The 12870-nt window shown below is 66.3% G+C and carries 15 protein-coding genes and 1 tRNA gene; 7 read left to right on the top strand and 9 right to left on the bottom strand.

Annotation, left to right across the window (positions count from 1 at the left end):
* Nucleotides 1–71: 71 nt before the first annotated feature.
* The 3 genes from AWC14_RS17615 to AWC14_RS17605 all read left to right on the top strand — a co-directional run bounded on the left by AWC14_RS17615 (nucleotide 72) and on the right by AWC14_RS17605 (nucleotide 1940).
* Nucleotides 72–1073: a ferredoxin--NADP reductase gene (locus tag AWC14_RS17615; protein ID WP_045374316.1), complete on the top strand. Its 1002-nt coding sequence runs from the start codon at nucleotides 72–74 to the stop codon at nucleotides 1071–1073.
* Nucleotides 1074–1134: 61 nt separating this feature from the next.
* Nucleotides 1135–1584, top strand: a complete 450-nt coding sequence (locus AWC14_RS17610) for a pyridoxamine 5'-phosphate oxidase family protein (protein ID WP_045374319.1) — start codon at nucleotides 1135–1137, stop codon at nucleotides 1582–1584.
* On the top strand, nucleotides 1581–1940 hold the full coding sequence (locus AWC14_RS17605) for an MmcQ/YjbR family DNA-binding protein (protein WP_045374321.1): 360 nt from the start codon (nucleotides 1581–1583) through the stop codon (nucleotides 1938–1940). Before AWC14_RS17610 ends, AWC14_RS17605 begins: the two co-directional genes overlap by 4 nt.
* Here AWC14_RS17605 and AWC14_RS17600 read toward each other — a convergent pair.
* Nucleotides 1937–2725: an LLM class flavin-dependent oxidoreductase gene (locus AWC14_RS17600; protein ID WP_045374324.1), complete on the bottom strand. Its 789-nt coding sequence runs from the start codon at nucleotides 2723–2725 to the stop codon at nucleotides 1937–1939. The genes AWC14_RS17605 and AWC14_RS17600 overlap by 4 nt on opposite strands.
* A 15-nt stretch (nucleotides 2726–2740) precedes the next feature.
* Nucleotides 2741–3625, bottom strand: coding sequence for an SDR family oxidoreductase (locus AWC14_RS17595; RefSeq protein WP_045374327.1), 885 nt, complete (start codon nucleotides 3623–3625; stop codon nucleotides 2741–2743).
* 165 nt (nucleotides 3626–3790) lie between these two features.
* Here AWC14_RS17595 and AWC14_RS17590 point away from each other — a divergent pair, with 165 nt between their 5' ends.
* Complete coding sequence (locus AWC14_RS17590; RefSeq protein WP_045374330.1) at nucleotides 3791–4690, top strand: LysR family transcriptional regulator; 900 nt, start codon at nucleotides 3791–3793, stop codon at nucleotides 4688–4690.
* Between the two features lie 6 nt (nucleotides 4691–4696).
* Here AWC14_RS17590 and AWC14_RS17585 read toward each other — a convergent pair whose 3' ends face one another.
* The 4 genes from AWC14_RS17585 to AWC14_RS17570 are packed head-to-tail and all read right to left on the bottom strand — an operon-like array spanning nucleotide 4697 to nucleotide 8669.
* A complete protein-coding gene (locus AWC14_RS17585) occupies nucleotides 4697–5728 on the bottom strand; it encodes a CaiB/BaiF CoA transferase family protein (RefSeq protein WP_045374333.1) in 1032 nt (343 codons plus the stop codon).
* On the bottom strand, nucleotides 5725–6681 hold the full coding sequence (locus AWC14_RS17580; protein ID WP_045374335.1) for an LLM class F420-dependent oxidoreductase: 957 nt from the start codon (nucleotides 6679–6681) through the stop codon (nucleotides 5725–5727). The genes AWC14_RS17585 and AWC14_RS17580 overlap by 4 nt, the downstream gene beginning before the upstream one ends.
* Nucleotides 6666–7091 (bottom strand): cobalamin B12-binding domain-containing protein, encoded by a 426-nt coding sequence (locus tag AWC14_RS17575; protein WP_045374338.1) that lies wholly within the window; start codon nucleotides 7089–7091, stop codon nucleotides 6666–6668. Before AWC14_RS17575 ends, AWC14_RS17580 begins: the two co-directional genes overlap by 16 nt.
* Nucleotides 7092–8669: a methylmalonyl-CoA mutase family protein gene (locus AWC14_RS17570; protein ID WP_045374341.1), complete on the bottom strand. Its 1578-nt coding sequence runs from the start codon at nucleotides 8667–8669 to the stop codon at nucleotides 7092–7094. It abuts the gene before it with no gap.
* Between the two features lie 157 nt (nucleotides 8670–8826).
* Between AWC14_RS17570 and AWC14_RS17565 the strand changes: the two genes are divergently transcribed.
* A complete protein-coding gene (locus AWC14_RS17565; protein WP_045374344.1) occupies nucleotides 8827–10383 on the top strand; it encodes an amidase in 1557 nt (518 codons plus the stop codon).
* Here AWC14_RS17565 and AWC14_RS17560 read toward each other — a convergent pair.
* Both AWC14_RS17560 and AWC14_RS17555 read right to left on the bottom strand, forming a co-directional pair.
* Nucleotides 10334–11146 carry a methyltransferase domain-containing protein gene (locus AWC14_RS17560; RefSeq protein ID WP_045374348.1) on the bottom strand — a complete coding sequence of 271 codons (813 nt, stop codon included), beginning with the start codon at nucleotides 11144–11146 and terminating at the stop codon, nucleotides 10334–10336. The genes AWC14_RS17565 and AWC14_RS17560 overlap by 50 nt on opposite strands.
* A 58-nt stretch (nucleotides 11147–11204) precedes the next feature.
* Nucleotides 11205–11873 carry a M15 family metallopeptidase gene (locus tag AWC14_RS17555; protein ID WP_081967985.1) on the bottom strand — a complete coding sequence of 223 codons (669 nt, stop codon included), beginning with the start codon at nucleotides 11871–11873 and terminating at the stop codon, nucleotides 11205–11207.
* 59 nt (nucleotides 11874–11932) lie between these two features.
* Here AWC14_RS17555 and AWC14_RS17550 point away from each other — a divergent pair, with 59 nt between their 5' ends.
* Nucleotides 11933–12190, top strand: a complete 258-nt coding sequence (locus tag AWC14_RS17550) for a ribbon-helix-helix domain-containing protein (protein WP_045374351.1) — start codon at nucleotides 11933–11935, stop codon at nucleotides 12188–12190.
* Nucleotides 12187–12624 carry a type II toxin-antitoxin system VapC family toxin gene (locus AWC14_RS17545; protein WP_045374353.1) on the top strand — a complete coding sequence of 146 codons (438 nt, stop codon included), beginning with the start codon at nucleotides 12187–12189 and terminating at the stop codon, nucleotides 12622–12624. The genes AWC14_RS17550 and AWC14_RS17545 overlap by 4 nt, the downstream gene beginning before the upstream one ends.
* Before the next feature lie 152 nt (nucleotides 12625–12776).
* Here AWC14_RS17545 and AWC14_RS17540 read toward each other — a convergent pair.
* Nucleotides 12777–12844 (bottom strand) — tRNA-Phe (locus tag AWC14_RS17540).
* Between the last annotated feature and the right edge of the window lie 26 nt (nucleotides 12845–12870).

Here is a 12870-nt window from a genome sequence, read left to right as displayed (position 1 = left end):
GAGAAGATCCTATCGCTTTGGGAGAATAGTATTCTCTATACTGAAGAACGCAAGTATGGAAGGGGGCGGCAATGGCGGAGTTGCACGCGTTTCACCAGGCGACCGTCACCCGGATCGTCAAGGAGACCGCCGACGCGCGGACCTTCGTACTTGCCCCGCATGACCAGCCGTTTTCCTACCGCGCCGGCCAGTTCTGTACGTTTCGGGTGACCGTCGACGGCGAGCAGCTGTACCGGTCGTATTCGATGTCGAGCGCGCCGGAGACCGACGCCGAGCTGATGACCACGGTCAAGCGGGTACCCGGCGGCAGGGTGTCCAACTGGCTGATCGACAACGTCTCCGAAGGCGACGAGCTGACGATGACGCGCGCGGCCGGCACGTTCTGCCTCACCCCGACCGCGGCGCCGCTGCTGGCCTTCGCTGGTGGCAGCGGGATCACCCCGATTCTGTCGCTGGCCAAAAGCGCACTGGCGACGACGGACCGCTCGGTGCGGGTGCTGTGCGCCGACCGTGATCGGGCGTCGGTGATCTTCGACGCGGTGATGGACGAGCTTGCCGAGCGCCACCCGGGCCGGTTGTCAGTGGTTCGTCATCTCGACGACGAGCACGGCCTGGTTGACGCCGCCGCGGTGCGCGACTTCGTCGGCGCTGACGCCGACGCCGACAACTACGTGTGCGGGCCGGAGGGCTTCATGACCGTGGTGCGCTCCGCACTGCCGGGCCCGGGCAGGGTGTTCGTCGAAGACTTCGACGCGACGCCGCCGACCAAGCCGCCCACCCCTGCCGACAGCGCCGAGGCAGGCGGTACGGTGACGATTTACCTTGAGCGCAAGAAGGTTTCGGTGCCGCGCGTTGCCGGTGAGACGCTGCTGGAAAGCGCGCGACGGGCGGGGCTGGCGCCGCCGTTTTCCTGCGAGGCCGGTAACTGCGGCACATGCATGGCCAGGCTCAGCGAGGGCAGCGCGACGATGCGCGTCAACGATGCGCTTGAAGACGACGAGGTCGCCGACGGCTATGTGTTGACGTGTCAGGCCGTACCCGACACCGCGACGGTGACCGTGCACTACGAGTAGCGCACTGCAATGCCGTCCGCGTATCGGGAATGGATGGACGCCTCCCGCGGCTGAAACACCCATGACCGACCTTTCCGTCCTCGCTCACCTGCTGTCACAAGATCATGGGCTTGTCGTGTTCAACACCTTGCGCAGGAACGGCAGCATCCAATCCTCGGTGGTCAATGCCGGTGTTTTGCAGCACCCCCTGGCCGATGTGCCGGTCGTGGGGCTGGTGGCCGTCGGCGGCTCTCACAAGCTGAGCAATCTCCGCGCTGATCCGCGGGCCACGATCGTCGCGAAAGCCGGCTGGCAATGGGCTGCCGCCGAAGGTTCTGCGCAGCTCATCGGACCCGACGATCCGCACCCGGACGTGGACGATGAACGGCTGCGACTGCTGCTCCGCGAAATCTTCACCGCTGCAGGCGGAACCCACGACGACTGGGCCGAATACGATCGGGTGATGCGCGAGCAGCGGCGAACCGCGGTCCTCATCCCGCCCACCCGGGTTTACGCGAACCCAGCCAGTTGAACCGAACGCGGGTTCTCGAGTTGTGCGGAAGCCTTCCCGCGGCGGTGGAGGGCTATCCGTTCGGAGATGGCGTTGCCGTGTTCAAGGTCGGCGGCCGGATGTTCGCGTTGGTCTCCCTCGACGGGGATCCGGGAACCGTGAACCTCAAGTGCGACCCCGACATTGCAGTGAATCTGCGCGCCAGGCATCGGGCAGTCCGCCCCGGCTACCACCAGAACAAACGTCACTGGAACACCGTCGAATTGGACGGCTCGATACCCGACGATGAGCTTGAAGAAATGATCGACCACTCCTATGAACTGGTGGTGAGCCAATTACCGCGAGCTCGACGCGAGCGCCTCGTTGATGACGGCTAACCCAGCGTCGAATAGGACGAGTTTGCATATCCCACCCGCGCAGGGGCAAGTTGTTCGAGTTGGTCGATGCCGGCAGCGAAGTCAGTTTCGATCGGCAGGAAAAGCGTCACATGGTCTGCCCCAGCTGCGAGATGTTGGTTGACGTTGTCCACCACCACCGAAACGACGGGGTTTGCTTCGATGGCGACTCCGACGACGAGCAATTTGTCCGGGCCCAATGTTCGCCTCGCCTGCGCAGTGGACTCCACGGATTGCACGAATGGTAGCGCACCATCCGCGATTTCACCGGCCAGAGCGAGCATCTTCGGACCAATGGCAGCGATGATTCGCGGAAAGGTCACGTCGGGTGCTGGCGGCGAGGTCGGCTCGCTCATCTTTTCGAGATAGTCGCGCATCGTTGCGCGCGGGGTGCCGAATTCGCGACCCACAGCGGCTGCCTGCTGCGGGTAGCCGACCCCGAGGCCGAGGACAAATCGGCCCGGAAATGCTTGGGCCAGTTGCGCTGCCGCAGCATGCAAGGTCTGTGGCTGACGTACCCAGATGTTGGCGATGCTTGTTCCGAACGCCATCCGCTCGGTTGCGGCGAGCAACACCGCTAGCTGGACCATGGCGTCCTTGCCGATGACCTCATTGGTCCAGATAGCTTGGTAGCCAGCTCCTTCCAAACGTCTGACGGCGTTGCGCTGCAGGTCGGCGGCCGGTGTCTTCGTGAATGACACCGGCAGGCAGGCGCCGACGGGGCCCAACGACCGGCGGGCGGCATCGACGATATGCGTTGTGCGCATGCAGATATCCCTCTGTCAGTCCTTGAAGTAATGACCCTCTTCGAGATCCGCGATGAGACCGGTCTGCGCGGGGTGCCAGTCCAGCTGACGTTGGGTCAGGGTGCTCGACGCGGCGATGTCCATCGCGAGGATGCCGCCAATGAAGCCGAAATGATCGAAGGCCTGTTCGACGGCAATGGAATTCACGGGGAGCCCAAGGTGCCGACCGATCACCTCGGCGATGTCGCGGACGGGTATCCCTTCGTCGCCGACCGCGTGCAGTCGCGCGCCAGCGGGTGCGTTTTCTAACGCCAGCCGAAACAGCCGCGCTGCGTCGAGCCGGTGCACTGCTGGCCAGCGATTGGACCCGTCGCCGGGGTAGGCCGAAAAACCTTTGGCCCGAGCGGTACTGATGAGGTGTGGGACGAAACCATGATCACCTTTGCCGTGCACCGACGGCGGCAGCCGCAGCACAGACGCGCGCACCCCGCGCGAGGCCAACGGCAGCGCGGTTTGTTCCGATGCGCGAGGGGAGTTTGGGTCAACCCCGTCTTCTTCGGTCGCGAGCCGGCCGGGTGTGGGAACTGCCATCCCAGATGCGACGACGAGCGGCCGTTCGGATCCCGCGAGTACTTCGCCGATGGCCTCGATCGCGCGCCGATCCGTCTCGGCGGCAGCTGCGTAGTCGGAGAAGTCATGGATGAAGGCGGTATGGATGACGCCGTCGGTTGCCGCGGCACCGGCGCGCAAGCTGTCCAGGTCTTCCAGCGTGCCGTGATGCGCCTCGGCGCCGGCGGCCGTCAGCGCCGCAGCGCCCGCGTCCGAGCGGGTCAACCCGACCACCTCGTGGCCGGCGTCGATGAGGTCGCGGACAACTGCTGACCCGATGAATCCTGTTGCGCCGGTGACAAATACCCGCATGGTGTGCTCCCTTGATATCGCGGTGATGCTGTAAACCACGATGCGGCCCGACAGTCCGCTTCGTCCAAGTCCCGTTTCGAATTGGTCAATACCAATTAGGCATCACCGCTGCTAAACAGGGCTGTAACGGCGCCAGGCGGGCCTGGCAGTGATTACCATGCGGGTATGCCGGAGTCGTTCGCCGACCTTGATCTGCGGCTGGTGCGGTATTTCGTCGAGGTGGCCGACCAGCGGCACTTCGGACGTGCCGCTACGGCTTTGCGCGTGGCGCAGCCGTCGCTCAGTCGCCAGATCCGCCGGCTAGAACAGCAGGTCGGCGCCCGGCTGCTGGACCGCACTCCGCAAGGCACTCAACTCACTGAGGCCGGTGAGGCATTCCTGCCGCCGGCGAAGTCGCTGCTGCGCTCAGCCGCACGCGCGGCGGCACAGGCTCGCGCCGCCGCCCAGCCCAGCCGTATCACCATCGGCTACACGTCGGGGCTGATCGTCACGCCCGCGGTCCGCGAATTGCGCCGCCAACACCCCGATGCCGAAGTACAGGCTGTGCACCTGGAATGGACCGGCGCCCGCGAGGCGCTGCTCGATCACCGGGTGGATGCCGTAGTGGCCCGGCTACCGTTTCCGACCGACCAGCTGCACGTGACGATCCTCTACGACGAGCCGCGGGTGTTGGTGGTGCCGCTGGACCATCGCCTGGCGGGCAAGGAATCGATCACGCTTGACGACATCGCCGACGAGCCGATGCCGCGGATGCGTGATTCCGACCCGGCGTGGAGTGCCTTCTGGCGCGTCGATCCGCGTCCTGACGGGCGGCGCGCACCCGACGGTCCGTTCATCGAGGCGCTCGAAGACAAGTTTGAAGTGGTTGCCGCTGGAGAAGCGGTGGTCATTTCGGCAGGTGTGCGCGCAAACGCGTTGCGGCCCGATCTCACCACGATTCCCATCGAGGGCATCGAGCCTAGCCACGTCGTGTTGGCTAGTCGCGCCGACGACCGCAGCCGTTTGGTGGCCGCTTTCCGCAGACTCGCGGAAGCACACCTCACCAGTCCCGCCGAGCAGACGTAAAAGCTGTTACGTCTGCTCGCCCAACTTTGGTGGTGGCCGGTAGTCCGGCTGGTATCCGGTGACACGGATCGGGTTGCCCACGAGTCGGAAATCCCCTGCGCTGACGACGATTTCCGGGGTAGCTTTCAACGCCTCGGGCAGCGTGCGCACCGCAGCCGCGGGTATCCCGAGCGGCCGCAGCCGGGCTTCCCAACTCACGGCGGTGTCGGTGGACAACGCCGCCGCGACCACCGCGCGCACCTCGTCGGCGCGCGCCACCCGCTCGGCCATCGTCTCGAAGCCCGCGATACCGGCCTCACCGGCGAAGGATTTCCAGAACCCGTCGTGGGTGATGAACAGCGCCAGGTAGCCGTCGGCGGTCGAGAACATCTGTGCGGGAACGTAATACGAGTGTGCGCCGAAGGCTCGGCGCTGTGGCTCGACGCCGTCGTTGAGATATGCCGATGCGTGGTAGTTGAGCTGGGACAGCATCACGTCGCGCAGGCAGACATCGACTTGGCCGCCGCGGCCTGAGACGATCTGCGCCAGCAGCCCGAGCGCCGCCGCGAGGCCGGTGGAGTTGTCCGCCGAGGAGTAGCCCGGCAGGGTCGGCGGGCCGTCGGGATCACCGGTCAGCGCGGCCACCCCGGTGGCCGCCTGCACGACGTAGTCGAACGCCGGGTCGTCGCCGCCGTTCAACCCGAACCCGGTGATCGCGACACAGACGATCCGCTCGTTGTGCCGGCGCAGCGCCTCGTAGGTCAGCCCGAGCCGGCGGATCGCCGACGGTTTCAGATTGACCAGCAGCGCATGGGATTCCGCGACGAGCTGACCCAGCCTGTCTTGGCCCGCTTGCGAGTTGAGGTCAAGCCGGATGCTGTCCTTGTTGCGGTTGAGGCTGGCGAAATAGCTGTCGCTGACCTTGCGGGAAATCTCCCCGCCGGGCGGTTCGATCTTGGTGACCTGCGCGCCGAGGTCGGCCAACAGCATGGTGGCGTACGGCCCGGCCAGCATGGTGCCGACCTCGAGGATCCGGATGCCGGCGAGCGGCGCCGTCATCGCACCTCGGCGCCCAGCGCCGCGATGACTTCACGGGTGCGGCGTTTGGAGGCGATCAGCTCGTCGCGGTTGTCGCCGAGAGGCAACAGCCGCACCGACAGATCGGTCACACCGGCGTCGGCGAACCGGCGGAATCGTGCCACGATGGCCTCCTCGTCGCCCGCGGCGCAGATGTCGCCGACGTCTTTGGCGTCGCCGTAGCTCAGCAGCCGCTGATAGTTTGGCGACACCTCGGCCTCACCCAGGATCCGGTTGGCGCGGTCCCGCGCTGCGTCGACTTCGTTTCGCGCGCAAACGCACACGGGAATCCCGGCAACGATCCGCGGCGCCGGCCGGCCGGCGTTGTCGGCCGCCTTGGTGATCCGCGGAACCACGTGTTCGGCGCATGCCCGCTCGTCGGCCATCCAGAGCACGGTTCCGTCGGTGTGCTCTCCCGCGAGCGTCAGCATCACCGGGCCGAGCGCGGCGATCAGCACCGGCAGCGGCGCCACGGGTGCGAGATCCAGCGGGTTGTGCACGGTGAAGGTCTCGTTCTCGACGTCGACCGGGCCAGGGCCACTGAATGCGGCGGCGAGCACCTCGAGGTAGTCGCGGGTGTAGGCGGCGGGCCGCTCATAGGGCAGGCCGAGCATGTCACCGATGATCCAGTGATGCGACGGCCCCACACCCAGCGCCAGCCGGCCCCCGGCGGCGGCATGCACCGATAACGCCTGACGGGCCAACGCAATCGGGTGCTGGGCCTGCAGCGGCACCACCGCGGTGCCCAGCTCGATCCGGGTGGTGCGCGTCGTCATCAGCGCGACCGCCGTCAGCGCGTCGAAGTCGTTGGGCACCTGGGGAATCCATGCGGTGTCCATGCCCACGGACTCGGCCCAGTCGATATCGGCGAGCAGCTTGGTGACCTTGCGGGCCGAATCGCCACGCTCGGCGCCGATCATTACTCCGAGACGCACGATCCCTCCACGGTTGGTTCGGGGTTGCCTGTCAGAGCACGGATTTCCTGGACCAGGGTGTCCAGCGGTGTGCCGGTCGGAAACACCGCCGCGGCACCGGCGGCTTTCAGTTTGGGTACGTCGGCTTCGGGGATCGTGCCGCCGACGACGACGGCGATGTCGCCCGCGTCGGCCACACGCAACGCCTCGATGGTGCGGGTGGTCAACGCGACGTGCGCGCCGGACAGGATGCTCAGCCCGACGAGCGCGACGTCTTCCTGCACGGCGATCGACGCGATGTCCTCGATGCGCTGCCTGATGCCGGTGTAGATCACCTCGAAGCCGGCGTCGCGCAACGTGCGCGCGACGATCTTGGCGCCGCGGTCATGCCCGTCCAGGCCGGGTTTGGCGACCAGAACACGTACTGCCATCTAAAACACCACCGGCTGTTCGAATTCGCCCCACACCGCTTTGAGCGCGGAGACCATCTCGCCGACCGTGCAGTAGGCGTTGGCACAGTCGATCAGTTTGTGCATGAGGTTGTCGGTGCCTTCGGCGGCGCGGGATAACGCGGCGAGGCTGGATTGCACTGCGGCCGAATCTCTTTCCGCCTTCACCTTCGACAGCCGCTTGAGTTGCAGATCGCGGCCCTCCGGGTCGAGCTCGTAGGTGGCGATCTCGGGTGGCGGCTCGGGCGTGACGAACCGGTTGACTCCGACCACCGGCCGCTCACCGGATTCGATTTCCTGGTGGATGCGGTAGGCCTCGTCGGCGATCAGACCCTGCAGATAGCCGTCTTCGATGGCACGCACCATCCCGCCGTGCTGCTCGAGGTCAGCCATGATCTCGATGATGCGGGCCTCGGTCTCGTCGGTGAGCGCCTCAACGAAGTAGGAACCGCCGAGCGGATCGGCCACCCGTGCGACGCCGGTTTCGTGGGCCAGGATCTGCTGGGTGCGCAGCGCGAGCGTGGTCGTTTCCTCGGTGGGCAGCGCAAACGGCTCGTCCCAGGCGGCGGTGAACATCGACTGGACGCCGCCGAGCACAGCGGCCATCGCCTCGTAGGCCACCCGGACGACGTTGTTGTGGGCCTGCGGTGCATACAGCGACGCCCCGCCGCACACGCAGCCGAACCGGAACATCGAGGCCTTGTCGGTCTTGGCGCCGTAGCGTTCCCGTACGATCGTCGCCCAACGTCGCCGTCCCGCACGGTATTTCGCGATCTCTTCGAAGAAGTCGCCGTGGGTATAGAAGAAAAACGAGATCTGCGGCGCGAACTTGTCGATGCTCATCCGGCCGCGTTCGACCACCGTGTCGCAGTAGGTGACGCCGTCGGCCAGCGTGAACGCCATCTCCTGCACCGCGTTGGCGCCGGCGTCGCGGAAATGCGCCCCGGCCACCGAAATCGCGTTGAACTTGGGGACTTCGGCGGCGCAGAACTCGATGGTGTCAGCGATCAGCCGCAGCGACGGCTCGGGCGGCCAGATCCAGGTACCGCGCGAAGCGTATTCCTTGAGGATGTCGTTCTGGATGGTGCCGGTCAGCTTGGCCCGCGGCACCCCGTTTCGTTCGGCGGCGGCCACGTAGAACGCCAGCAGGATCGCCGCCGTGCCGTTGATCGTGAAGCTGGTGCTGATCTTGTCCAGCGGGATGCCGTCGAACAGGATCTCGGCGTCGGCGAGGGTGTCGACGGCGACGCCGACCCGACCGACCTCCTCGCCGACCTCCGGGTCGTCGGAGTCGAAACCGCACTGGGTGGGCAGGTCGAGCGCCACCGACAGACCCGTCCCGCCCTGCTCCAGCAGGTAGCGGTAGCGGCGGTTGGATTCCTCGGCGGTGCCGAAGCCGGAGTACTGCCGAAACGTCCAGAGCTTGCCGCGGTAACCGCTGGCGAAGTTGCCCCGAGTGAATGGATAGGTGCCCGGTGGCGGTGGGTCAGCAGGGCTGTCCCCCGGCCCGTATACGGGTTCCAGCGGGATGCCGGATGAGGTCTGAGTCTGGTTATCCATCGACTGATAACGTACTTGCAAAAAAAGAGAATGCCAATACCGGGTCATGCTGACCAGGCCAAAGACGCCGGACCGAAGTTGTTTGCCGAGTGTGCGCCTCCATACGGCCGCGTCGGCATGTCGCGTACGAAACCGCACAGTCGACTACATTTTCGGCATGGCGATTCGGAGACCATCGACGTCGGAAATAGCCTCGGCTGCGCAGCATTTCGGTTTGCACTTCGACGACCACGCGTTGGCGGAATTCACGGCGATGGCCGGGTATTCGTTAGCGGCCTACGACGCGGTCGACGAGCTGTACGACGCAATCGCACGGCCACAGATCCCCGAGCGCGCCTACGAGTTCCCCGACGACAACCCGCTGGGCGCCTGGTATGTCACCACCGAGATCAGCTCGGGGGTCGGCGGGCCGCTCTCGGGCAGACGGATCGCGATCAAGGACAACATCACCGTCGCCGGGGTCCCGATGATGAACGGGTCGCGGGCACTGGAAGGTTTCATCCCCGCCCGCGACGCGACCGTCGTGCAACGGCTGCTCGATGCCGGGGCGGTGATCGCCGGCAAGAGCGTCTGCGAAGACCTGTGCTACTCGGGCTCCAGCTTCACCTCGGCCACCGGCCCGGTGCGCAACCCCTGGGATCCCGCCCGCGAAACCGGTGGATCTTCCAGCGGCAGTGCCGCATTGGTCGCCTTAGGGGACGTCGAGCTCGCCATCGGCGGCGACCAGGGCGGATCGGTCCGGATTCCCGCCGCGTTGTGCGGGATCGTCGGACACAAGCCCACCTATGGTTTGGTTCCCTACACCGGAGCGTTTCCGATCGAACGCACCCTCGACCACCTCGGCCCGATGACGCGCACCGTCGCCGACGCCGCGCTACTGCTGGGGCTGCTCGCAGGACCCGACGGGCAGGACCCGCGTCAGCCGGCTCACCTGCCGGCCGTCGAGTATGTGGCTGCGCTCACCGGCGACGTCGCCGGCATGTGGGTGGGCCTCCTCGCCGAGGGCTTCGGCCAGCCCGGCTCGCAGCCCGCCGTCGACGAGCTGGTCCGCTCATCGGCGCAGCGCTTCACCGAGATCGGCTGCGAAGTCTCCGAGGCCAGCGTGCCGTGGCATAACAACGTATTTCACCTCTTCGCGGTCATCATGAGTGACGGCGCCACCTATCAGATGCTCGACGGCAACGGTTACGGGCTGGGCGTGGACGGACTCTACGACCCGGAGCTGATGGAGTACTTCGCCCGGCAACGACGAGCCAGCGCCGATCAGCTCCCAGCCGCGGTCAAGACGCCCGCGCTGTGCGGCCACTACAGTCTGACGACGCTCGGTGGTTCGTTATACGGCAAGGCGCGCAACCTGTTACCGCATGCGCGCGCCGCCTACGACAGTGCGCTCGAGCAGTTCGACGTGCTGGTGATGCCGACGGTCCCGAGCACCGCGGCCGTGCTGCCCGGGCCCGACGCTGACGACGCCACGCTGCTCGCCCAAGCGATGGGCAAAGCGCTCAACACCGCCCCCATGAATGTCACTGGGCACCCAGCAATCTCGGTGCCCGCCGGCTTCGTCGACGGGTTGCCGGTCGGGATGATGATCATGGGCAAGCGGTTTGACGACGCCACCGTGCTACGGGTGGCTCATGCGTTCGAGATGCTGTGCGGTGGCTTTCCTATGCCCGACAGAGGATCTCGCCGTGCGGGATCGCCAGCCAACCGTTAGGCGCAGCCGCCCAGGCTCGCCACGCCGCGGAGATCTCGGTGAGCTCCGAGGCCGTTGCCAGTCCGGAATCCACCAGCTGGCGGGCCAACGCTGAATGCAGGATCCGGTCGGCCCACATGCCTCCCCACCAGCCGCGTTCTTCCGGCGTTGCGAAACACCAGATTCCGGCGGTGGGGGTGACGTCGTCGAACCCAGCCGCTTGAGCCCAGGACAGCAGGCGCCGGCCGGCGTCGGGCTCTCCGCCGTTGGCACGAGCCGCCTGCTCGTAGAGATCCAGCCACCGATCCAGCATCGGTAGTTCCGGGTACCAGGTGAATCCGGCATAGTCGGCGTCCCGGGCGGCGACGATCCCGCCCCGCACGCACACGCGTCGCATCTCGCGCAGCGCCTGAACGGGATCGGCGACGTGCTGCAGCACTTGATGGGCGTGCACGACATCGAATGTGCCGTCGGCGAATTCGAGCGCATGCACGTCGGCCGCGGCGAAAAAGATGTTAGAAAGGTTGCGCGCCTGGGCTTCCACGCGCGCCGCGGCCAACGCATCGTCTGCGGTGTCGACGGCGGTGACCTTCCCGGGCGCGACGCGTGCGGCCAGGTCGACGATGATGGTCCCGGGCCCGCAGCCGATATCCAGCAGCGACATCCCCTGGCGCAAATGCGGCAAGAGGTAGGCCGCGGAATTGTCCGCAGTGCGTTGGCGATGCGAACGCAGCACCGACTCGTGATGGCCGTGGGTGTAGACGGCGTGAGGTTCGCGGGTCACCGCGCCAGCCTACGCCGTATGCCGGATAGTGAAATGGTCATCTCAGCAATTGAGACGACTAGTCGACGGGTACGTCGAGGATCGGGCGGTCGACGGTGGAGCCCGGCCCGTCGAAATGCCACCACTCGCCCGAGTACACCGTGAGCCCGCCGGCGCTCATGGCATCACGTAGTCGCGCCCGGTTCGCCTGCGCGGTCGGACTGACGCCGTCGGTGGCCGAGGCGCGGGCCCGAGGCGTGAAATCGTCGAAATCGGTTCCCATGTCGGCCAAGCACCGTCGCTGCGGCGTGCACTGTGTGCTTGCCGTCGTGACGTCGACCGAGCGGCCGGCCTCGTGGCTGTGCGCGTACTGGCCGGGCCGTGCCACCCAGGCCGGGTTAGGCACCACTTGGAACATCCGTACCTGGACATCGTGTGGCCGATAGCAGTCCCAGAAAACAAGGGCCTGTCCTTGCCGACGCAGTACATCGGCCGCCGTTGCGAGACCCGGCGCCATGGATTCATGCACCAGGCAACGCGCGTCGGCCGGATACAACGGTGTGCCGGTGAAATTGTTGGGCGTCGCATAGCGCAAGTCGATGATCGCGTCCGGAACATAGCTGCGGACGTCGACGAAACCTGCCGCTTGTGCCTTCGCGCTCACCGGTGGGACGTCTGCGTTGGCCGGCGCAGCGTTGACGGGCACAAACAACAACAGGCCAACGAGAAGGCCCCGCACGACATGCATGCCCACATTGTCGCCGGTGGTTGGCGGGCAGGCCCGACCCATGCTAAGCATGCTAATGTATGAGTATGTCACTGTTCGAGCATCGCTTGCAGATTCTGCTCGACGATGAACGCCATCGGCGGATCACGTCCCTCGCCCGTGAGCGCGGAGTCTCGGTAGCGACCGTGGTGCGGGAGGCCATCGACCGCGGCCTTGCAAACCCCGCCGACCGCCGCAAGTCAGCGGGCCAACGCCTCCTCGATGCTCCCGACACGGCGGTTCCCGACCCGCAGGAACTGAAGGACGAGCTGGAGACCCTGCGGAGCCGCCGCCGATGATCGTGCTCGACACGACCGTCCTCGTGTATGCCAAGGGCGCCGATCACCCCCTGCGCGAACCCTGTCGCGAGCTGGTGGCCGCGATTGCCGACGAGCGCATCGAGGCGACGACCACCGCCGAGGTGATCCAAGAATTCGTCCATGTTCGTGCCCGGCGTCGTGACCGCAAAGACGCCGCGGCACTCGGCCACGACTACACCGAACTGCTCTCACCGTTACTGAGCATCACCCGCGATAGCCTCCTGCACGGCCTGACGCTGTTCGCGACGACACCGCGGCTCGGGGCTTTCGACGCCGTACTCGCCGCGACCGCCACCAAAGCCGGCGCAACCGTTCTCGTTTCGGCGGACACCGCGTTCGCCGGCCTGGCGGACATCTCACACGCCTTTCCCGATGCGAAGGGAATCGCCGGCCTGCTGGGTGAGGCCGGATAGCGGCGGGGGCGCGGCGCCGACTTCACGAGGCGAACCACCTGCGGCATCCGCTGCAACGGCAATGCTGATTTATCTACCCAGTTCAAACGTTTTGCGGCACTGTGAGATTGCTACGAGTCGACCTCGCTGGGTGTGCGGGCCGCCAAACCACCTGGTGGCCAGGGCCGGGATCGAACCGGCGACCTTCCGCTTTTCAGGCGGACAGAATAGTCGCTGACCTGCGGTTTATGTGTTTCAGTGCGTCGT

It is taken from the genome of Mycobacterium kyorinense (assembly GCF_002101735.1).
In the GTDB taxonomy this organism is placed as follows: domain Bacteria; phylum Actinomycetota; class Actinomycetes; order Mycobacteriales; family Mycobacteriaceae; genus Mycobacterium; species Mycobacterium kyorinense.
Note: the sequence above shows the minus strand (reverse complement) of the source record. Positions and strands in the feature narration are given on the sequence as shown.

Bases quoted from the DNA above. Each gene is read 5' to 3' on its own strand.
- AWC14_RS17615 (WP_045374316.1), top strand. From the start codon at position 72: ATGGCGGAGTTGCACGCGTTTCACCAGGCGACCGTCACCCGGATCGTC.
- AWC14_RS17610 (WP_045374319.1), top strand. From the start codon at position 1,135: ATGACCGACCTTTCCGTCCTCGCTCACCTGCTGTCACAAGATCATGGG.
- AWC14_RS17600 (WP_045374324.1), bottom strand. From the start codon at position 2,725: ATGCGCACAACGCATATCGTCGATGCCGCCCGCCGGTCGTTGGGCCCC.
- AWC14_RS17595 (WP_045374327.1), bottom strand. From the start codon at position 3,625: ATGCGGGTATTTGTCACCGGCGCAACAGGATTCATCGGGTCAGCAGTT.
- AWC14_RS17590 (WP_045374330.1), top strand. From the start codon at position 3,791: ATGCCGGAGTCGTTCGCCGACCTTGATCTGCGGCTGGTGCGGTATTTC.
- AWC14_RS17585 (WP_045374333.1), bottom strand. From the start codon at position 5,728: ATGACGGCGCCGCTCGCCGGCATCCGGATCCTCGAGGTCGGCACCATG.
- AWC14_RS17575 (WP_045374338.1), bottom strand. From the start codon at position 7,091: ATGGCAGTACGTGTTCTGGTCGCCAAACCCGGCCTGGACGGGCATGAC.
- AWC14_RS17570 (WP_045374341.1), bottom strand. From the start codon at position 8,669: ATGGATAACCAGACTCAGACCTCATCCGGCATCCCGCTGGAACCCGTA.
- AWC14_RS17565 (WP_045374344.1), top strand. From the start codon at position 8,827: ATGGCGATTCGGAGACCATCGACGTCGGAAATAGCCTCGGCTGCGCAG.
- AWC14_RS17555 (WP_081967985.1), bottom strand. From the start codon at position 11,873: ATGCATGTCGTGCGGGGCCTTCTCGTTGGCCTGTTGTTGTTTGTGCCC.
- AWC14_RS17550 (WP_045374351.1), top strand. From the start codon at position 11,933: ATGAGTATGTCACTGTTCGAGCATCGCTTGCAGATTCTGCTCGACGAT.
- AWC14_RS17545 (WP_045374353.1), top strand. From the start codon at position 12,187: ATGATCGTGCTCGACACGACCGTCCTCGTGTATGCCAAGGGCGCCGAT.